Annotated in this window: 16 protein-coding genes; 6 read left to right on the plus strand and 10 right to left on the minus strand. The window is 72.2% G+C overall.

Annotated elements, in window-relative coordinates:
- Positions 1–65 precede the first annotated feature (65 nt).
- Both HNR73_RS06945 and HNR73_RS06950 read left to right on the plus strand, forming a co-directional pair.
- On the plus strand, positions 66–1115 hold the full coding sequence (locus tag HNR73_RS06945) for an ABC transporter permease (RefSeq protein ID WP_184786471.1): 1050 nt from the start codon (positions 66–68) through the stop codon (positions 1113–1115).
- Positions 1112–1801, plus strand: coding sequence for an ABC transporter ATP-binding protein (locus HNR73_RS06950; protein WP_184786472.1), 690 nt, complete (start codon positions 1112–1114; stop codon positions 1799–1801). Before HNR73_RS06945 ends, HNR73_RS06950 begins: the two co-directional genes overlap by 4 nt.
- A gap of 29 nt (positions 1802–1830) precedes the next feature.
- Here HNR73_RS06950 and HNR73_RS06955 read toward each other — a convergent pair whose 3' ends face one another.
- Complete coding sequence (locus HNR73_RS06955) at positions 1831–2736, minus strand: phosphotransferase (protein ID WP_184786473.1); 906 nt, start codon at positions 2734–2736, stop codon at positions 1831–1833.
- A 146-nt stretch (positions 2737–2882) separates the two neighbouring features.
- Here HNR73_RS06955 and HNR73_RS06960 point away from each other — a divergent pair, with 146 nt between their 5' ends.
- Positions 2883–4559 (plus strand): DUF885 domain-containing protein, encoded by a 1677-nt coding sequence (locus tag HNR73_RS06960; protein WP_184786474.1) that lies wholly within the window; start codon positions 2883–2885, stop codon positions 4557–4559.
- On the opposite strand, the gene HNR73_RS06965 is transcribed toward HNR73_RS06960, so the two are convergent.
- The 6 genes from HNR73_RS06965 to HNR73_RS06990 form a co-directional block, all read right to left on the minus strand.
- Positions 4528–6273, minus strand: coding sequence for an ATP-binding cassette domain-containing protein (locus HNR73_RS06965; RefSeq protein WP_184786475.1), 1746 nt, complete (start codon positions 6271–6273; stop codon positions 4528–4530). The genes HNR73_RS06960 and HNR73_RS06965 overlap by 32 nt on opposite strands.
- Positions 6270–7982 (minus strand): ATP-binding cassette domain-containing protein, encoded by a 1713-nt coding sequence (locus HNR73_RS06970; RefSeq protein WP_184786476.1) that lies wholly within the window; start codon positions 7980–7982, stop codon positions 6270–6272. Before HNR73_RS06970 ends, HNR73_RS06965 begins: the two co-directional genes overlap by 4 nt.
- A complete protein-coding gene (locus HNR73_RS06975; protein ID WP_184786477.1) occupies positions 7982–9718 on the minus strand; it encodes an alpha/beta hydrolase family protein in 1737 nt (578 codons plus the stop codon). The genes HNR73_RS06970 and HNR73_RS06975 overlap by 1 nt, the downstream gene beginning before the upstream one ends.
- Before the next feature lie 139 nt (positions 9719–9857).
- Positions 9858–10004, minus strand: coding sequence for a hypothetical protein (locus HNR73_RS06980; RefSeq protein ID WP_184786478.1), 147 nt, complete (start codon positions 10002–10004; stop codon positions 9858–9860).
- Between the two features lie 40 nt (positions 10005–10044).
- On the minus strand, positions 10045–12720 hold the full coding sequence (lanL, locus tag HNR73_RS06985) for a class IV lanthionine synthetase LanL (protein ID WP_184786479.1): 2676 nt from the start codon (positions 12718–12720) through the stop codon (positions 10045–10047).
- 9 nt (positions 12721–12729) lie between these two features.
- Positions 12730–13785 (minus strand): radical SAM protein, encoded by a 1056-nt coding sequence (locus tag HNR73_RS06990; protein ID WP_184786480.1) that lies wholly within the window; start codon positions 13783–13785, stop codon positions 12730–12732.
- Positions 13786–14229: 444 nt separating this feature from the next.
- Here HNR73_RS06990 and HNR73_RS06995 point away from each other — a divergent pair, with 444 nt between their 5' ends.
- Genes HNR73_RS06995 through HNR73_RS07005 form a run of 3 tightly spaced genes read left to right on the plus strand, consistent with a single transcriptional unit; the run spans position 14230 to position 16719 of the window.
- Positions 14230–15087 carry an ABC transporter substrate-binding protein gene (locus tag HNR73_RS06995; RefSeq protein ID WP_184786481.1) on the plus strand — a complete coding sequence of 286 codons (858 nt, stop codon included), beginning with the start codon at positions 14230–14232 and terminating at the stop codon, positions 15085–15087.
- On the plus strand, positions 15051–15920 hold the full coding sequence (locus tag HNR73_RS07000) for an amino acid ABC transporter permease (RefSeq protein ID WP_239121986.1): 870 nt from the start codon (positions 15051–15053) through the stop codon (positions 15918–15920). Before HNR73_RS06995 ends, HNR73_RS07000 begins: the two co-directional genes overlap by 37 nt.
- Positions 15921–15927: 7 nt before the next feature.
- Positions 15928–16719 carry an amino acid ABC transporter ATP-binding protein gene (locus tag HNR73_RS07005; protein WP_275414552.1) on the plus strand — a complete coding sequence of 264 codons (792 nt, stop codon included), beginning with the start codon at positions 15928–15930 and terminating at the stop codon, positions 16717–16719.
- A 56-nt stretch (positions 16720–16775) separates the two neighbouring features.
- On the opposite strand, the gene HNR73_RS07010 is transcribed toward HNR73_RS07005, so the two are convergent.
- From HNR73_RS07010 to HNR73_RS07020, 3 genes are read right to left on the minus strand one after another with little or no spacing between them, the layout of a single operon-like run.
- Complete coding sequence (locus HNR73_RS07010) at positions 16776–17678, minus strand: ABC transporter permease (RefSeq protein WP_184786482.1); 903 nt, start codon at positions 17676–17678, stop codon at positions 16776–16778.
- Between the two features lie 35 nt (positions 17679–17713).
- Complete coding sequence (locus HNR73_RS07015; protein ID WP_184786483.1) at positions 17714–18598, minus strand: ABC transporter ATP-binding protein; 885 nt, start codon at positions 18596–18598, stop codon at positions 17714–17716.
- Between the two features lie 16 nt (positions 18599–18614).
- Positions 18615–18992, minus strand: a complete 378-nt coding sequence (locus HNR73_RS07020) for a GntR family transcriptional regulator (protein WP_184786484.1) — start codon at positions 18990–18992, stop codon at positions 18615–18617.
- Positions 18993–19068 lie beyond the last annotated feature (76 nt).

Here is a 19068-nt window from a genome sequence, read left to right on the forward strand (position 1 = left end):
CGACGGGTGCCCGGTCCCATCCCGTCACCGATGCGCCCGCGCCTTTTCCCGCGAAGGCTTGTGGAGTGTTCATCGCCTGGAGAGACCTCCGCTTCGCCAAGGGCCGCTTCGCCCTGCTCGGCGGCGTCATCGCGCTCATGACCCTCATGGTCGTCCTGCTGACCGGGCTCACCGCCGGTCTCGGCGCCGCCAGCGTCTCGGCCGTCGAGGCCCTGCCCGCCGATCACATCGCCTTCCAGGAACCCGCCGAGGGCCAGGAACCCGCCTTCGCGACCAGCGAGCTGCCCGGCACGTCCGTCGCCGAACTCGGCGCACTGCCCGGTGTCGACACCGCGCACGGCATGGGCGTGTCCACGGCACGCCTCAACGTCGGCGGCGGCTCCGCCGCGGTGAACCTCATCGGCACCGACCCGTCCCTCTACCCCGACCGCGAGGATGGGACCGACCCCGGCGCCGGCGAGGTCGCCGTCACCGCCGAACTCGCCGAGACCCATGGACTCGCGCCCGGCTCGACCGTCGACCTCAACGGACGGTCCCTCACCGTCACCGCGATCGTCGACACCACCACCCTCAACCACCTGCCCGTCGTCTACCTGCCCCTGGCCACCTGGCAGGAACTGGCCAGCACCGACACCATCACCGCCGTCGCCCTCACCGGCGACCCGGGCGAGACGCGGGGAGCGGTCACCCTGACCCGCGAAGACGCCTACGGCGCCGTGGGCGGCTACTCCTCCGAGCAGGGGTCCCTGACCCTCATGCGCGGCCTGCTGCTCGGCGTGTCCGTGCTCATCGTCGGCGCCTTCTTCACCGTGTGGACCATGCAGCGTTCCGGCGATCTCGCCGTCGTCCGCGCCATCGGCGCCGGTCGCGGGTACCTCCTGCGCGACGCCCTCGGGCAGGCGCTGGCCGTGCTGGTCCTCGGCTCGGCCGTCGGTGGCGCCGTCGCCGCGGGACTGGGAGCGCTCGCCGCGCGGGCGGTGCCCTTCGTTCTGGACGCGCAGACCGTCGGAGTGCCGGTGGCGTCGATGATCGCCGTCGGTCTCCTCGGTGCGGCCGTGTGCGTCCGCCGCACCACCACCGTCGACCCCCTCACCGCGCTGGGAGCAGCCCGATGACCCTCACCATGACCGGTGTCCGCCTCACCTACCCCGACGGCGAGCGCAGGCTGACCGCCCTCGACGACGTGTCCCTGACCGTCGCGCCCGGCGAGATCGTCGCCGTCACCGGCCCTTCCGGCTCGGGCAAGTCGAGTCTCCTCGCGGTCGCCGGGACCCTCGTGACGGCCGATGCCGGGACCGTCGAGGTCGACGGAGTCGACGTGTCCGGTCTCGACCAGAAGCGCCGCGACCGGCTGCGTCGCGAACGGATCGGTTTCGTCTTCCAGCAGGCCAATCTCCTGGCCTCCCTCACCGCCGTCGACCAGTTGCTGCTCGTCGCCCACGTCGCCGGGACCTCCAGGGACACCGCCCGCGAACGGGCGACCGAGCTTCTCGACTACGTGGGGCTGTCGGCGAAGCGCGGGAAGCGCCCGCACGAGCTGTCCGGCGGGGAACGGCAGCGCGTCGCCGTCGCACGCTCCCTCATGGGCAGTCCCGCCGTGCTCCTCGTCGACGAGCCGACCTCGGCGCTCGACGCCGAACGGGGCCGGGCCGTCGTCGGTCTCCTGCGCGACATCACCCGCGACCGGAAGACGGCCACGATCCTCGTCACCCATGACCCGCGGCACCTCGGGCTGACCGACCGCGCCCTCGTCATGCGGGACGGACGGCTCGGCGCGCAGGATCCGGCGGCCGTCGGCTGAACCTCGCACACCGTCCCCGCCGGTGACGGTCAGCGAAGCGCGTTCAGCTCGTCGAGGGTGCGATGGCCGCGCTCGACCACCCCTGGAACGGCATCGTGGCGTCCCTCTCGGATGGGGATGTCGAGCATGTGGAGGATGTGCGTCGCCGCGAGCATCGCCGATCCCTCAGCGCCGACCAGGTCGAGGACCTTCGCCCACAGCCGCCTTCGTACCCCGTCGAGCAGCGGATCGCGGAAGGTGTACCAGACGAGGGTGGTGAGATCGGTCGCCCGCGTTCCGCTGCCGGCGTTGCCGACGTCCACGACCGCCACCACCGCCCCGTCACGGACCAGGACGTTGCCGGGGGTCGCGAGATCGGCGTGGACCATGTCGGGTGCCGCCGGTGGTGGCGGGACGTCGGCGCACACCAGCCGCAGGCGCTCGACCAGTGCCGACACCGCTGTGGAGTGGCTTGGGAGCCCGGCGAGGGCCTCGCGGAGACGCGACTGCTCCGGCGTCTCGTCGACGGCCGGTCCGGTTCCCTGACCGGTGGCGACGCGCCAGGCGTACGACCAGTGGTCGTAGGGCTCGGAGGCCTGGCCGGCCTGGAGTTCGATGACGTCCATCAGCTGTTCGATGAGGGACGGGGTCAGCTCCGGCGCGGGAGGCGCGTCGACGAAGTCCATCAGATGCCAGACATGAGTGGCCGTGGCCCCCACGCCGAGCCAGGCCGGGGTGGGATAGCCGCGCCCACGCATGTGCTCGACGACTCGCCGGGCTCGCGACAGCTCGTCCAGATGGCCGGGATGTGCCCGGGGCACGGCTTTGAGAACCGCGTTGGCCCGTCCGGCCAGGCGGACGCGGGTGGCACCGCCGTTGGCGCCTCCGGCCAGGCGATCGAGAAGAGCGACCCGCACGCCGATCACGCGGGCCACGTCGTCCACGACCTCGGTCATCTGGGAAGCGTCCACGTTCGTCACCCAAGCAGACGCGGGGTCCCATGCGCACGCGGATATTCCCGCACGGGTCGGCCGCGACCGCGGCGGAGCCGGATAACCTTCCACAGCAGCGACGGATGTAAGGCATTGGAGGCGATCGGCTCATGACAAGCGCACTCGACGATCTGGCCCGCGACTACTTCGAGGCGAACTGTGCCGCCGAACCGGTCTACGCCTCCACCGACGGCGTGCCCGGCTACGACGCCGAGCTCCCGGACCCGAGCCGCGCCGCCGCGCGGGCCCAGCGCGACGACCTCGCCCGCCTCGGCGGACGGCTCGACGGCATCGACGCCGAAGGTCTCACCGGCGAGGACCGCATCACCCGTGACATGCTCGCCCGCCTCATCCGCGACAAGCGCGACGCCCTCGACGACGGCATCACCGAGGTCGGCGTCAGCGCCACCACCTCGGGCGTCTTCTCCGAGATGGTGGCCTGCCTGCCGATGGCCAACGTGTCCGACCCCGAACGCGCCGAGGCCTACCTGACCCGCCTCTCCGGGCTCGGCGGATACTTCGACGCCCTCACCCGCCGCCACCTCGACGCCAAGGCCGACGGACGTTTCCCGACAGCCCTCGGCGTCCGCCAGACCATCGCCCAGCTCGACGGCTACCTGACCGGACCCCTCGGCACCGACCCCTTCCTGCGGCCCGACCCCACCGGCGCCCCCGACCCGGCCGCCTGGCGCGCGCGGGCCGCCGAGATCATCGAGTCCGCGGTCCGGCCCGCCATCGCCCGGCACCGGACCGCGCTCGCCGAGGAGCTGCTGCCCGTCGGACGCGGCTCCGGCGAGGTCGGCGTCGGCAACGTCCCCGGCGGCGACGTCGCCTACCGCAACGCCGCCCGCGCTCACACCACCACCGACCTGAGCCCCGAGGAACTGCACGAGACCGGCCTCGCCCTCGTCGCCGGGCTCCGCGAGGAGTTCGCCGAACGCGGTGGCCGCGCCCTCGGCGTCGATGACACCGCCGAGGTCCTGCACCGGCTGCGTGAAGACCCCGCCCTGCGCTTCACCGCGGCCGCCGAGATCGTCGAGACCGTCACCGTCGCCCTCCGCCGCGCCGAAGAGGCCCTGCCCGACTGGTTCCGCCGCTACGACATCGCGCCCTGCGTGGTCCGCGAGATGGACCCGGCCGAGGCCGCCGGCAACGTCCTCGGCTACTACCTCGCGCCCGCCGCCGACGGGAGCCGTCCGGGCGCCCACGTCGTCAACACCCACCGGCCCGACCTGCGCACCCGCTTCGAGTACGAGGTCCTCGCCTTCCACGAGTCGGTCCCCGGGCACCACCTCCAGTTCGCCCTCAGCCAGTCACTCGGCGACCTCCCCGAATTCCGCCGCTTCGCCTACGTCACCGCCCACTCCGAGGGCTGGGGCCTCTACAGCGAACGCCTCACCGAGGAGATGGGCCTCTACACCAGCGAGCTCTCCCGCCTCGGCATGGTCTCCTTCGACGCCTGGCGCGCCTGCCGCCTCGTCGTCGACACCGGGATGCACCACTACGGCTGGTCCCGCGAGCGCGCGCTGGCGTACATGCGCGACAACACCGCCCTGTCGGAGGCGAACATCACCAACGAGATCGACCGCTACATCGCCTGGCCCGGCCAGGCGCTCGCCTACATGGTGGGGCGGCTGAGCATCCGCCGGGCGCGGGAGCGCGCGGAGGCGGCGATGGGTGCGGGCTTCGACCTGCGCGAGTTCCACCACCGGGTCCTGTCGCACGGTTCGGTCCCGCTCGACATCCTCGACGGCGTCATCGACCGCTGGTCGAGCGGACGGGAGTGATCCCGGCGCCTTCGTCCCAGAAGCCGGTGAGGGTGGCGTAGGGCGGGCAGTTCGCGCCCAGTTCGGCGTCGGTGCCGACGTGGGCGCGGGTCCCGTCGAGGAGGAGCACGCGGTCGGCCCGCCGCGCCGAACTGATCCGGTGGGCGATGACGACCAGCGCGCCGGGCCGTTCGGCGAAGGCGTTCTCGGCGCGCTCCTCGGCGCGCGGATCGAGGTGGCACGTGGCCTCGTCGAGGATCACGATCCGGGCGGGTGAGGCGTGGACACGGGCGAGGGCGACGAGCTGACGTTCGCCCGCCGAGAGTTCGAGCCCGCCCGTGCCGACCCTCGTGGACAGTCCGTCGGCGCGGTCGAGGAGTGCGCCGAGCCCGACCGCCTCCGCGGCCCGGCGCAGGGCCGTCTCGTCGGCGCCGGGCGCGAGCTGGCCGATGTTCTCGGCGAGGGTGCCGGTGAAGACGTATGCCTCCTGCGGGATCAGCGCGATCGTCCGGCGCAGCACGGCGTCCGGGATCGTGCGCAGGTCGCGTCCGGCGAGCAGGACCCGGCCACGCCGGGGTGTGAGCAGGCCGCAGAGCAGGTCGGCGAGGGTGGACTTGCCGATCCCGCTGGCGCCGACGATCGCGAGGTGGCCGCCTTCGCCGACGTCGAGGTCGAGACCGTCGACGACGGGCGCGGCCCGTTCGCCGTAGGCGAAGGTGAGACCGCGGGCACTGAGCCCGCCCGTGGCCGCCCGCACCGCCGGACCGTCCTCTTGGGAGGGTGCCGCTTCGGGCGCGAAGGTCTCTCCGAGCCTGGTGAGGTTGACGTAGAGATCGAGTCCCCAGCCGCCGAGGAGACCGATGACGCCGCGCAGGGCCGGTTCGAGGCTCACCGAGAGGTAGGCGACGGCACCGACGACCTCTCCGGGGGACAGGCGCCCGTCTCGCAGCAGCCACGGTGAAGCGGCCAGCACGGCCACCACCGGCAGCTGCCCACCGAGGAAGACCAGCAGGTGACGGGAGGCGAACACGCGCGCGAGGACACGGGTGAGTCGCGCCTCGGCGTGGACGCGGACGTCGACGTCACGAGCGGCTCGATCCGTGGCGCCGCCGGCGATCACGTCGCGGGCGCCGTGCAGGACGGTTCCGGCTTCGGCGGCGACGTCCTCTCCGGCGAGCAGCACGGCTCGGTGCCGGCGGGCCAGGCCGGGGAGCACGAGCGCGAAGAGACCGAGCGCGAGGGCGACGGCGGCGGCGCTGATCGCGGCTGCCAACGGGGCCAGCAGGGCGAGGCCGACGAGTGCGGCCAGGACGGTGAACGCGATCTGCCGGACGGTCCGCAGGAGCGCGAAGAGCAGGTTGCGGACCGACTGCACCTGCCCGGTCAGGCGCGCCACCGCCGAGGCGTCGCCGGTACCGGCCCGGGCCGCCGAGGCGACTGCCCCGGTGACGGCGGCGGTGAGCAGGGCGTCGCGCACGGGTTCGACGATCGCCGTCAAGTAGGGGAACAACCGCCGGGTGGCGGTCACGCCGACGAGCGAAGCGGTGAGGAGCAGGCCGAGTGCGCCGAGACCGGTCCACAGGCGCCCGGCGATGAAGTGGTCGGTCGCGGCGGCGAGGAGGAGTCCCGAGACCAGTGCGGGCACGGCCTCCACCGCCGACCAGGCGGCCAGTCGTGCGAGTGCGGGCCGGTGCTCGCGCATCGCGCCCAGGAGAAGGGCGGTTCCGGGGCTCATCGCGCGGTCCCCTCATCGGCGAAGACCTCGCGGTACTCCGGCTCGTCCGTCCACAGGCGACGGTGGGGCGCGAGGGATCGCACACGTCCGTTCTCCAGCCACGCCACCAGGTCCGCGCGTGCCGCGGTGGCCGCGCGGTGGGCGACGATGAGCCGTGTGCGTCCCCTTGCGGCGGTGGTGAGCGCGTCGGCGACCTGCGCCTCGGTCGCGGTGTCGAGGCTGGACGTGGCGTCGTCGAGGACCAGGACGGTCCCATCGCGGGCCAGCGCGCGCGCCAGACCGAGGCGTTGCGTTTCCCCACCGGACAGCGGTGCCGTCGACAGTGGAGTGTCGAATCCACCGGGGAGGCGGTCGACGAACTCCTCGGCACGCGCGGCCCGGGCGGCGGCCCGGATCCGTTCGGGGCCGGGATCGCCGTCGCCGTAGGCGATCGCGTCGGCGACGGTGCTCCCGAGCAGGACCGGACGGTCGAAGGCGTAGGCGAACTCCCGCCGCAACCGCGCGCCCGGGATCCGGGTGAGCGGTACACCGTCGAGACGGACCTCGCCGTCGTCGGGCGGGACGAGGCCGCCGGCGAGCAGCGCGAGGGTCGTCTTCCCGGCGCCCGAACGGCCGACGACGGCCACCGCCGCCCCGGCCGGAACGGCGAGGTCGAGGCCGTCGAGCACGACCCGGTCGTCGTGCGACACGTGCACACCGTGGAAGGACAGCGCGCCCGGCCCGGGCGGCGGCCCGTCGGCGGTCGGCACGGCGGGCACGGGTTCGGCGAGCAGGCCGGTGACCCGCTCGGCGTTGGCGTCGGCCTCGGCGAGGGTGACGAGATTGTCGACCTGATCGAGGAAGCCCAGCGCGATCGTCAAGTACATCGCGGCGGCCAGGAAGTCACCCGGCGTCAGCCGCCCGGCCGCCAGGCCCGCACCCGCGACGGCGAGGACACCGAGCCGGAACACCGTGATGACCGTGTCGATCTTCCACGCGATCGCGCGCTGCGCGTCCCAGGTCGAGGCGCCCGCCGCGCGCAGGCCGGGCAGGGGCGCCAGGACCCGCTCGATCTCGCGCCCGGCGGTGCCGGTGGCGCGGATGGTGCGCGCCCCGGTCAGCGCGTCGGTGAGCCGTCCGGCGATGTCGCCGAGTTTTTCCAGGTAGCCGGCGTAGCGGTCGGTCACGTCCCGGGTGAGCCTGCGCAGTAGATAGACCGACGGGACGGCCCCGGCCAGGAACACCACACCGAGCCGCCAGTCGAGCAGCCACAGCGCCACCAGCCCGCCGAGCGTGGTCAGCGACGTCAGGACCATGTACGCCAAGGCCGGGACGGCGTGACCGGCCGCGGCCGTGTTGGCCGTCAGCCGCGCCACCAGGTCACCGGTGTGGTGCCGCCGGATTCCCGGAATCCCCGAGGCGAGAACGTGCCGGACGAGCCGCTCCCGCAGGCGGGCGGTGACCCCCGTGCTCGCCGAGGCGTCGGCCAGTCCGCCCGCCGCCTCGCACAGCACCCGTACCGTGAGCAGCGCCGCGAGCAGGGCCAGCGCGCGCCCGGGCGTGGACCCGCGCACGACCGTGTCGACCACTCCCGCCAACACCACGGGGATCAGCAGGGACGTCGCCTGCACGACGACCTCGCACAGCAGGGACGCCACCGCCGCGAGCGGCGCCAGCCGGATCAGCCGGACGAGGCGCAGGCGGTCGCGTGGGGGGAGGGTCTCGGCCATCACGCGCTCCCGTCCAGGAAGGCGACGAGTTCGGCGGTGAGGGCGGCGCCCCCGGGACCGTCGAGCGGGTCGTGACCGGCTCCGGCGGGTTCCCGGTATCGCACGTCGGCGGGCCGCAGCCGCCCGGATCCGAGGAGGCGCTCGACGATCCGCCGCGAGTGCGCGGCCGGGATGACCTCGTCGTGGCCGCCGTGCGCGCAGAAGACCGGTACCTCGACACGTGCGGCGAGGATGTCGAGGTCGCGTGTTCCGAGCGCGTCGGTGATCGCGGTCCGCCCTTTCAGCCGGTCGATCATCGCCCGCACCTGCTCGTTGGCGTCGGCGTGCAGGCGCTCCGCCGACAGGAAGGGCGCCAGTGCCGCGCAGCGCGTCCAGCCGCCCGGCTCGGCCGCGGCGGCGAGCAGCGCGAGGAAGGCGCCGTAGCTCGTCCCGAGCAGCGCGGCCGGGCGTCCGTCGCGCTCGCCGGCGATCGCGCGGCCGAGATGGAGCACGTCTTCGAGGTCGGGACCACCCCAGGCGCCGTCGGCGGCGTGGCGGTGCGCCGGGCCGTAGCCGATGCTGCCGCGCTGGTTCGGGGCCACCACGGCGATCCCGGCGTCGGCGCAGGCGCGCAACACCGGTTCCCAGGCGAACTCCCAGGCGCCTTCCGGTCCGCCGTGCAGGGCCAGGACCACCGTGCGGGCCGTGCGGTGGTCGCCGTAACAGACGGCCTCGATCGGGCCGGCCGGCCCGGGAAAGCTCTTGAGCGCCGCCGTCGGTCCCGCACCGACGCGCGGAGAGAGGGGCGCCAGGCGCCCCTCTCCGTCCACGGTGGCCACCGTCGCCGGATCGGCCGGGGTTGTGAACACCAGGTGCAGGCCGCGCCGTCCCCATCCCGCGGCACGGATCACCCCCGGTGGCAGCGTGACCTCGCGGAGATCGTCGGATCCGGCCTCGCCGATCAGCAGCCGGGAACGCGCGCCCTCGGTGACCCGAAGGGCGAGCCTGGTCCCGGTGGGATCGAAGGCCAGCGGTCGCAGGCATCCCGCGAGCCCGTTCAGGCCGGGCGGGCAGCGCAGGCTGGTGCCGCCGGGATCGAACCAGCCGACGACCGTTCCGCGCGGGCCGGTCGCCGTGCCCAGCACGGTCCCGTGCGGCGACACCGCCAGCGGCACCACGGGCCAGCGGTCCACTCTCGCGTTGCCCGACGGGGCGTCGACGCGCACGACCCGTCGTCCACCGGCGTTGACGACGGTCGCGGTCAGGGAACACCCCGCCGCGTCCCACCACACCGGTCCGGCCACTCGGCCGGCGAAGCCCGCCACCTCACGGCAGGCCAGCCCCGTGGGTTCGACGGCGAAGAGGGTCGTGCGTTCCCCGTCCTCGCACGACAGCAGCCATGCCAGCACCTCCGGGTCCCGGCTGGGCAGACCGCGCAGGGCCTCGCCCGGCAGTTCCCCGACGGGCCGCGAACCGTGCGGCGACAAGACGTTCAGCCGGTGGCCGGCGTGACCGTTCAAGAGCGCCAGGACACGGCCGTCGGCGCAGGGCACCAGTTGCGTCCCGTCCACGGGCACACCGTCGACGGGCATCAGCCGCGACCGCGCGCGCGGACCGGCCAGCGACCAGGCCTCGACCAGCGGCCGCGCCGATGCGCCCGCCAGCACGCACGCGGCGTACTCGCCGTCGGCGGAGAACTGGAAACTGAGCCGCCGGGGCACGACGGCGGCCGTCCTGGACGCGGTTCCGGTGGGCACCCGGGCCTCCTCACTGGGGTCACGCGGACCGGCGGCACGGCGTAGCATCCACGATGGACCGTCGGCCGGACGCAGGAACGTCTCCGGTGTTGGAGCCCTGTTCGGAGCACCTGGTTCGTGCTCCGAACAGGGCCGGGGATCACTTGGTGGGCTTGAAGGTCACCTGACAGGTGTAGCCGCAGGTGTAGCTGCACGGGTACAGGCCGACCTCGGCCTCCTCGTCCTGCAGGACCTGAAGAGCCTCCACGTCCGTTTCGGGCGTGAGCTTCGCCAGATCGAATTCCATCGTGTTCACCCCCTCTCTTCCACGTGTGGCGGACATGCGCTCACCTGTCTCCGGTGAACGATTCGGGCAGCCAGGGCCGGCGTCCGCCGGACCGCAGCCGCGTCAGGAAGGCCAGCACCCCGGCCAGGCCGGTGCCGAAGTCGGCGCGGACCGTCGCGCCGGTCTCGTCGGGCACCAGGAGCCGGCCGTGCCGGACGACGGTCCGCATCGCCAGGGCGGTGGCGATCTCGCCGGCCCACTCCCGGTAGCGCTCGTCGCCGGTGGCGTCGGCCAGGTCGAGCAGGTACTCCCCGTCTCCGGCGAGGCCGTGGCACTGGGAGGTGCCCGCGTGGCGGCGCGCTCGCCGGACTGTGCAGGCGGCGGCCTCGGCGAGGTTCCGGGTGCGTGGATCGCCCGTGGTCAGCCAGAGCTGGATCAGGAAGGTCCCGACGCCCGAGGAACCGGCGCACCAGTGGTTCTTGATCGGCCCGCCCGACTCGTCGGGCCAGCGCGCGGCCCCGTCGTCGACCCGCGCGAGCTGGCCGAGGCTCCGGCCCGCCTCGACGGCGAGTTCGCCGAAGTCGGCGCGGCCGGTCGCGCGGTTGACCGAGAGCAGGAAGGCGCCGATCCCGGCGGTGCCGTGCGCGAAACCGTAGTGCGCGGTTCCCGCGAACAGCGATGGGGACGTGCGCGGCACCGGCCAGATGAGCAGGCCGCCGTCGTTCACGGCCCGTTCGGCGAGCAGTTCGGCGGCGGCGACGGCCCGGCGGGTGAAGTCCTCGTCCCCGGTGGCGGCGGCGAAGTGGAGCCAGGTCAGTCCCGCGCCCGCGAGGCCGTGCGCCACGTCGGGATTGTCGGCGTCGGCGGGCAGGCGGCGGGCCAGCGCGACGGCGGTGTCGGCGAGTTCGGGCTCGTCGAGGTCGAGTGCGGCGTCGAGCAGCGCCCACGCGGTGCCCGCGCGTCCGAAGTGGACACCGGGGAGTGCGGGGCCGCCGGTGTCGGCGCGCGCGCCGATCCAGGTGGCGATGTCGCGGAGGGACTCGCGCAGGACGGCGTCACGGGGACGGACGAGCCGCAGGGCCGCGAGGACGCCCGAGGCGCCGTGCTGCACGTTGAGCGGGTCGGTGCGGGCGGCGAAGCCGTCCTGCGGCCACAGTCGCTCGGGGTCGTCGAGGTCCATGGTCGCCAGCAGGTGCCCGACGATCCCGTCGACGGGAAGCTCCGGTTCGGTCCGCCGCCGGACCGGCGCGGGCGCCGAATCGTCCAGTGTGGACAGGACCGCGCGCACGGCCGGGATGTCCGGCCGGCGCGCCGGGTCGGGGTCCATCAGCGCGGTGATCGTCGGCGCCAGCGCGGCGGCGGTCGCGTTGCCCTCGGCGAGTCGTTCCAGCCAGCCCGCGATCCGCTCGGCGGGTTCACGGGCCGGGGGCTCGTCGTCGGCGAGTTGCGGGTCGATGCCGGTCGCGAGGTGGAAGAGCGTCGCGCCGAGGCCGTAGAGGTCGGCGGTGGTGGGAGGGGCGGGTGCGAGCCATTCGGCGGCGACCTGCTCGGGGGCGCCGTAGGCGGGTGTGTAGGCCCGCACGACCGGTTCGCCGGGAACGGCCACGAGTTCCAGGTCGATGAGCCGCACGCGAGCACGGGCGTCGACCATGACGTTGCCCGGGTTGAGATCCCGCAGCACGAACCCGTCGCCGTGCATGCGCTCGACGACATCGCACAGGCCGCGCGCTATCCGCGCGACCACCGCCGGAGGCGGCCCCCAGTCGGCCTCGTCGGCGCGCACGTTGCGAGCGATCCACAGCCGCAGGTTGTGCCCGGCGATGGCCTTCTCGACGAGGAACTGGTCGCCCTGCTGGGCGAAGGTCTCCACGAAGCCCGGGGTCAGTCCCGATCCGTTGAAGCGCAACAGGAGATCGGCCTCGTGGCGCAGGGCCGTGCGGGCATCGGCGCCGGACAGGTCGGCACCGCTGTGGCGTCTCGCCTGCTTGACGATGACGGCGTTGCCGTCGCCCTGGTCGGTGGCGCGGAAGACGCCACCGGTGAAGGAGTGCCGCACCGCCCCGGTCACCAGGTAGCGGCCGTTGAGCAGCACCGGCCCGCCCGAACCGGAGGCCCCGGACGGTTTCGGCTTCCGCGGAGTGGTCAGCGGGTCGGCCGGCGCCCAGTCGGGCGTGCTGAACCACGCCTCGCGCCGATCGAGGACGAGCGTCCCGTCGGGCGCCTCCAGCATCGCCTCGAAGGTCCCGTCCACCGACATGGCCTCGACCCCGCTGTACACGCCGAAGCGGTAGTGGACGAGGGAACCCGGCCGCACCGGACGGTCGGAGAGGATCCCTGGACCGGGCAGCCCACGCGTGGCCTCGTCGAGCTCGGCGGCCAGCTCGCGCCAGTGTTCCCCGTCGACGTCGGGATAGGCGGTGATGAACTTCCCGCCACCGGCGCGGGCGGCGTGCGCGGCGCCCAGCTCGCGGACCGCGTCGAGATCGGCGGCGAACTTGAAGGGGCAGCGCCGGCGGGCGAGGATGTCGGCGACCCTGGCCAGCACCACCGGCGCCGACAGGGGAGTGGCCGACACGTGCAGCTTCCAGCCCTGCACCGGGCCACCGCCGCCGAAAGGCTCGGCGACGCACCATTCCTCGCGCGGTTCGACGCGCCAGTCCACCAGGCCGTGCCGGGCGAGCGCCGATCGCACGCAGTCGGTGAGGAGGCGATCCCCGGGACGCGCCGTCGTGTCCATGACCGCGCCTCAGCCGTCGAGGCCGGGATTCGCGTAGGCGGGCCGTGCGGCGATTCTGGCCCGGACCCGTTCGTCGCCGAAATGTTCGTCGATCTTGCGGGTCGCCTCGGCCCACTCCGGCCAGGTCCGCGCGCCGGACAGCACCGAGGTCACGAAGGGATCGCTCCAGCGCTCGACCGAGCGCCGCCAGAGCTCGGCGGCCGGTTCGGTCAGCAGGTTGCCGACCGTGCCCTCGTAGATGGGCATCGCGCGCACCTCACCGTCCGGTTCGACCTGCATCGCCGGGAACACCATCCCGTCGGCGATCAGATCCGGGTGCATCTGGAGCTCGCGATTGCCGGTGGTCTGCACGTCGACGGTCGACGGCGCCACACCACGAAGCAGCGCCCGGAAGGACTGGCCGGTGAGCCGCTCGACCTGCTCCTCGCTCAGCAGCTCCTGCCGCGCGAAACCCGCCCGGCTGGCCAGACCCGACGGCACCACGGCACCGAACAGGACCGTGTGCAGCATCGGGAAACGCGGCAGCACCTCACGGCAGAAGCGTTCGAGCCCGTCGATGTTGCCGCGCATGACGACACTGTCGATCCCGAAACGGAACGGCGGCTGACCGGCCGAGTAGCGCAGATCGGCCTCCCGGTTCAGCGCCTCCAGCGCCGACATCGCCCGCGCGTAGGAGCCCGCCCTGCCCCGGATCCGGTCATGCGTGGCCGCGTCGGCGCCGTCGACGCTCACGTGGATCTCGCTGAAGACGTCCATCAGCCGCCAGGCCGCGTCCGCCGTCAGCGCCCAGCCGCTGGTGTACAGCGCCGTCTCGATCCCCGCCGCGCGGACCCGCGCGGCGAGCAGGGTCAGCCCCGGCACGCTCATCGGCTCCCCGCCGGAGAACGCCAGCTGCGCCGGCCGCAGCGAGATCAGCGCGTCGGCGATCTTCAGCAGGTCGTCGAAGGGAAGTTGCCGGGAAGGTCTGCGCCCCGACTCCGAGTAGCAGTGCACGCACCGTAACGGACAGGCGTAGGTGATGTCCCAGATGATGTAGGACGGACCGGTGAGAACCGAAGGCTCCATCGCTTGCTCCCCCCAGGGGTCTACCCCGCAAGCTTCCGGCGGCCGGGTCCCACTGTCACTCGACCTACCCGACAGGCTGTGACGGCGATCATCGCCGCCGTCGTCGCGTAATGGCGGCCCGAGCGGCGGATCATCCCCGGCACGCGAACCGAAACACCGCTCGAAGCGGACGGAAGGCCGACCCTTTCCGGCCCGTCGGGCGTCGCCCGGAAGAGTGACGAACGGCCCGCCGGAAACACCCCCGCGAGTGCCCTGAGCGGCCAAGACGGCCCTAAAGCGGCCAATGCGCCGAAACGCCCGCCGGACCCACCATAGTCCCATCGTGAAGTCCCACGGGCACCACGCCCTGCCCTTGCGATTGCGCTCGGGCACAGACTGATAACAACAGTTCGGCGAGGCCCCGCGAAGCCATTCACGCATCTAAACTGCTCGAACCTCGACCGAATGACTATTTACCTGGAGGCCCCCGTGGCTATTGGACGCCGACGCCGGCTGGCGGCATTCGGCGGGCTCGCGCTCGCCATGACATTGGCGATGAGCGCGTGCGCCAAGGAGCAGTCGACCACCGAGACGCCCGCGGGCGAATCGGTGACCCTGGTCAAAGCGGGAGCGCTGACGGTCTGCACGAGCCTGCCCTACCCGCCCTTCCAGGAGGACGTCAACGGCAAAGTCCAGGGCTTCGACGTGGACATCGTCGACCTCGCCGCCGCCAAGCTGGGCGTGACGCAGACGATCGTCGACATGCAGTTCGACCAGATCAAGAGCGGCGCCGCCCTTGAGGCCGGCACCTGCGACCTGGCCGCCGCGGGCATGACGATCACCGACGAGCGCAAAGAACACCTGACCTTCTCCGACCCGTACTTCGACGAGGCCATCGCCTTCATGACGCCGACCGGCGAGAAGATCATGACGATCGACGAGGTGAAGTCGAAGGACCTGACGCTGGGCGTGCAGACCGCCACCACCAGCCTCCAGTACGCCACGGACAACGGTCTCGACCCCAAGCAGTTCAACGACGCCGGCAAGCAGCTCGAAGCCCTCAAGGCGGGCACCGTCGACGTGATCCTCCAGGACCTCCCGGTCATCTCCGAATGGCTGAAGAAGCCCGAGATCGGCTCCGCCTTCGAACTCGGCGGCAGCATCACCACCGGCGCCCAGTACGGCTTCGGCCTCAAGAAGGCCGCCGACCCGGTCCTGCTCAAGGCGATCAACGACGCGCTCGCCGAGGCGCGCGCCAACGGCAAGTACGACGAGATCTACCAGAAGTGGATCGGTACCGCGCCGAACCCGGCCACCTCATGACCGACACGCTCAAGGCTGAGCCCGGTCCGCGCACGCGGACCGGGCTCACGCCCCGTCAGCGCCGCAACTTCGGCGTCGGCGGACAGTACGTGGCCCTCGTCGCCGTCGTGGTCATCGCGATCGCGGTCGTCGACTGGTCTCGTATCCAGGACAACTTCTTCAACCCTGACATGCTCGGCAAGGTCTGGCCGGAACTGTTCACCATCGGCCTGGTCAACACCGTCATCTACACCGTCTCCGGGTACGCGCTCGGGTTCTTCCTCGGCCTGCTGATCGCCGTCATGCGGCTGTCCTCGCTGCGCCTGAACCGCCTGCTCGCGCACGGGTACATCGAGATCTTCCGCGGCGTCCCGGCACTGCTGGTGTTCCTCATCCTCGCCTTCGGCCTGCCGATCGCGATGCCCGATCGCGAACTGCCGTTCCCGCCCTACGGAACGGTCGCGCTCGCACTCGGGCTGGTGTCGGCGGCCTACATGGCCGAGACCTTCCGGGCCGGCATCCAGGCCGTGCCGAAGGGGCAGATCGAGGCCGCGCGCTCGCTGGGCATGTCGGCCCCGCGGGCGATGGTCACGATCGTGCTGCCGCAGGCGATCCGGATCGTCATCCCGCCGCTGACCAACGAGCTGATCCTGCTGTTCAAGGACTCCTCGCTGGTGTTCGCCATCGGGATCACGGCCGGCACCGCCGACCTCTCCAAGATCGGCAACGACCTGGCCACCGAGCACAGCAACTCGACGCCCTTCGTGCTCGCGGGTCTGACGTACCTGCTGATCACGGTCCCGCTGGGCTATGTGGTCCGGCGGCTCGAAGCCCGACAGGCGAAGGCGAGGTGACGCGGTGATGAGCGAGGAATCGACGGCCGAAGAGGTCGTGGAACACGGCTACGCACGGCCCATGGTCCGCATCCGCGGCCTGCACAAGAGCTTCGGTGACCTGCAGGTCCTCAAGGGCATCGACATCGACGTCAAGCCCGGCGAGGTCGTGTGCGTGATCGGGCCCTCGGGCTCGGGCAAGTCGACGCTGCTGCGCTGCGTGAACCTGCTGGAGCGGCCGACCCGCGGCGAGATCGAGGTGGACGGCGTCGTCCTCACCCACCGCGACTGCGACCTGGACAAGGCCCGGCGCCGCATCGGCATGGTCTTCCAGCAGTTCAACCTCTTCCCGCACCTCACGGTGCTGGAGAACGTCACCGTGGCGATGCGCAAGGTCCTCAAGGTGGACAAGAAGACCGCCGTGGAGACCGCGCGCGGCCAGCTCGCGTCGGTCGGTGTCGGCGACAAGGCCGGGGAGTACCCGGCCCGTCTGTCCGGCGGCCAGCAGCAGCGTGTGGCGATCGCCCGCGCGCTGGCCATGCGCCCGCACCTGATGCTCTTCGACGAGCCGACCTCGGCGCTCGACCCCGAGCTCGTCGGCGACGTGCTGACCGTCATGCGGGACCTCGCCGAGTCGGGCATGACGATGCTGGTCGTGACCCACGAGATGGGCTTCGCTCGCGAGGTCGCCGACCGGGTCGTGTTCATGGACGACGGTGTGATCGTCGAGGAGGGCGCCCCGGCGCAGGTGATCGGAGACCCGCAGCACGAGCGGACCCGCACCTTCCTGCACCGGGTGCTGCACCCGATCGACGACTGAGCGCACACGTGCCGACGCCCCGGGATCCGAACGGATCCCGGGGCGTCGGCGTCCACTCAGGTCCGTACTCGACGGACGGCCGCGGAACCGGCCGCGATGACGAGCACGGCGATACCGGCGAAAAGCGCCGACTCGGTGAGCTGGAAACGCCAGAAGCGTGTGGCGGGGTGGCCCAGGGTGTACAGCGCCACGATCCCCTGGTCGGCCATGCACTTGTCCGGCGGTCCGCAGTCCGGGGTGATGGCGGGGTCGACCTCGTTCCCGGCCGCGTCGAGGTATCCGTAGGCGACCTGCCAGCCGTCGGCGTCCGGCGCTTCCTGTTCCAGCATGTCGGCGACGCTCACCGTCACCTTCACGGGTTCGGCGTAGGCGGGCCGCAGGAAGCTCCCGACGGGGACCAGCAGGGCGATGTAGAACGCGATCGCCAGCACCATCGCCCCCAGCGTGTTGCGGAGCAGGATCCCGGCAACCGAGCCGATGGCGAAGGCCAGCAGGGTGTACGCGGCCACGACCAGTCCTTGCGTCTCGAAGCCGGGGGTGCGGATGGGACTCGTCGTCACGTAGGCGAGCGGGGCCAGCGACCAGCTCGCCACCAGGCCGAGGAGCACCATCGCCGCCAGCACAGGCACAAGCCCGACGACGGTCTTCGCCGCCCACCAGCGTGTCCGTCCGACCGACTGGGTGAGCGCGAAGACGTGCGTCCCCCGTTCGATCTCGCGGGCGAACAGGGGCCCGCCGGTGAAGGCGCCCACGAGTGGCGGCAGTGCGAACATGATCAGGATCAGGGGCAGCCACAGTCCCCTGAAGGCCTCGGCGAACATGTTCATCGCCGTGCCGTCGCAGCCGGGTCCGGGCACCGTGCAGCCCGTGATCCCATGTTCGTCCATATAGGCCACGCCCGTGAGGCGCAGGATCAGCATTCCGGCCATGACGACGGCGACCGTGCCGAAGGTGGTCATTACGATGGGGCGCTGCTGGCGCCAGGCGAGCCAGATCATTTCGAGTCCCCCGTCTCCTGGGCGCCGGCCACGCGCAGATAGGACAGGACGAGCTCCTCCAGGTTGGGTTCGTCGCTGTCCCAGTCGGGCAGGTTCACCGGCGCGGTCGTGCGCAGCAGCACGGTCGCCTGCCGCTGGGTGTCGCGGCGCTGGATCACCGTGTGCGGACCGAAGTCGGGTTCGCTTTCAGGGCGCGCGCCGATGAGCAGGCGGTGCTCGGCCAACAGGTCGTCGATGTCCCCGGTCAACGCGACTTTGCCGCCGATCAGGAGCACGAGGTGGTCGCAGACCTCTTCGAGGTCGGCGATGACGTGCGAGGACAGCAGGACGGTCATGCCGGTCTCGGCGACCTCGGCCATCAGAGAGCGCATGACGTCCTCGCGGGCGAGCGGATCGAGGTCGGCGAGCGGCTCGTCGAGCATCAGCAGCCGGGGTCGCCGGCCCAGCGCCACGGCGAGGGCGACGCGGGTGCGCTGCCCGCCGGAGAGCGCGCCGATCTTGGCGGCCGGGTCGATCCTCGCGTCGGCGAGCAGCGATTCGGCGTACTCCTGCTCCCAGGAGGCGTTGAGTTCGCGTCCGGCGCGCAGCATCTCGGCGACGGTGAATCCCTTGTACAGCGGCTTGTCCTGGCCGAGGAAGGCGAGCCCATCGGGGCTGCCCTGGTCGCCGGGGCGCTGGCCGAAGACCTCGATGCTCTCCTCGGTCGGGCGCAGGAGCCCGGTGGCGAGGCCCATGATGGTGCTCTTTCCCGCACCGTTCGGGCCGACGAGGGCGGCGATGCGCCCTTCGGGCAGCTGGAAGGTGCAGTCGCGCAGGCCCCAGGCCCGGCGGTACTTCTTGCCCAGTGCGCGGGCTTCGAGAGCGATCGTGCTCACGGTCATCCTTCGGTCGGGGTGGTCAGTAGCGCTCGTCGAGGACGGCCTTGACGAGCGCCTCCACGTCTTCGCGTTCGAGTCCGGCGGCGACGGCCTGGCCGACCCACTCGGTGAGGGTCGTGCGCAGGGGCCCGTCACTGGCGAGCTCGGGTTGGGCGAGGGAGCGGCGTACGAAGGTTCCGAGCCCCGGCCGAGGCTCGACGAGTCCTTCGCGTTCGAGTTCGCGGTAGGCCTTCAACACCGTGTTGGGGTTGATGGCCGTCGCCGCGACGACCTCTTTCGCGGTCGGGAGCCGGTCACCGGGCGCCAGCAGGCCCAGCCGGAGCGCGTGGCGCACCTGGTGGACGAGCTGGAGGTAGGTGCTGACTCCCGAGCGCCGGTCGATCCGGAACTCGATCATGCATCACCACCCTTTCACTAATGAAGTAGTGGAAGCATGATGCCTGAGGTTAGTGAGAACCGGGCGGGCGGGGCAA

The organism is Phytomonospora endophytica (genome assembly GCF_014202425.1).
GTDB classification, from domain to species: domain Bacteria; phylum Actinomycetota; class Actinomycetes; order Mycobacteriales; family Micromonosporaceae; genus Phytomonospora; species Phytomonospora endophytica.

Excerpts from the sequence above, each read along its gene's own strand:
- HNR73_RS06950 (WP_184786472.1), top strand. The coding sequence starts at position 1,112 with ATGACCCTCACCATGACCGGTGTCCGCCTCACCTACCCCGACGGCGAG.
- HNR73_RS06955 (WP_184786473.1), bottom strand. The coding sequence starts at position 2,736 with ATGACCGAGGTCGTGGACGACGTGGCCCGCGTGATCGGCGTGCGGGTC.
- HNR73_RS06960 (WP_184786474.1), top strand. The coding sequence starts at position 2,883 with ATGACAAGCGCACTCGACGATCTGGCCCGCGACTACTTCGAGGCGAAC.
- HNR73_RS06965 (WP_184786475.1), bottom strand. The coding sequence starts at position 6,273 with ATGAGCCCCGGAACCGCCCTTCTCCTGGGCGCGATGCGCGAGCACCGG.
- HNR73_RS06970 (WP_184786476.1), bottom strand. The coding sequence starts at position 7,982 with ATGGCCGAGACCCTCCCCCCACGCGACCGCCTGCGCCTCGTCCGGCTG.
- HNR73_RS06980 (WP_184786478.1), bottom strand. The coding sequence starts at position 10,004 with ATGGAATTCGATCTGGCGAAGCTCACGCCCGAAACGGACGTGGAGGCT.
- lanL (WP_184786479.1), bottom strand. The coding sequence starts at position 12,720 with ATGGACACGACGGCGCGTCCCGGGGATCGCCTCCTCACCGACTGCGTG.
- HNR73_RS06990 (WP_184786480.1), bottom strand. The coding sequence starts at position 13,785 with ATGGAGCCTTCGGTTCTCACCGGTCCGTCCTACATCATCTGGGACATC.
- HNR73_RS06995 (WP_184786481.1), top strand. The coding sequence starts at position 14,230 with ATGACTATTTACCTGGAGGCCCCCGTGGCTATTGGACGCCGACGCCGG.
- HNR73_RS07005 (WP_275414552.1), top strand. The coding sequence starts at position 15,928 with ATGAGCGAGGAATCGACGGCCGAAGAGGTCGTGGAACACGGCTACGCA.
- HNR73_RS07010 (WP_184786482.1), bottom strand. The coding sequence starts at position 17,678 with ATGACCACCTTCGGCACGGTCGCCGTCGTCATGGCCGGAATGCTGATC.
- HNR73_RS07015 (WP_184786483.1), bottom strand. The coding sequence starts at position 18,598 with ATGACCGTGAGCACGATCGCTCTCGAAGCCCGCGCACTGGGCAAGAAG.
- HNR73_RS07020 (WP_184786484.1), bottom strand. The coding sequence starts at position 18,992 with ATGATCGAGTTCCGGATCGACCGGCGCTCGGGAGTCAGCACCTACCTC.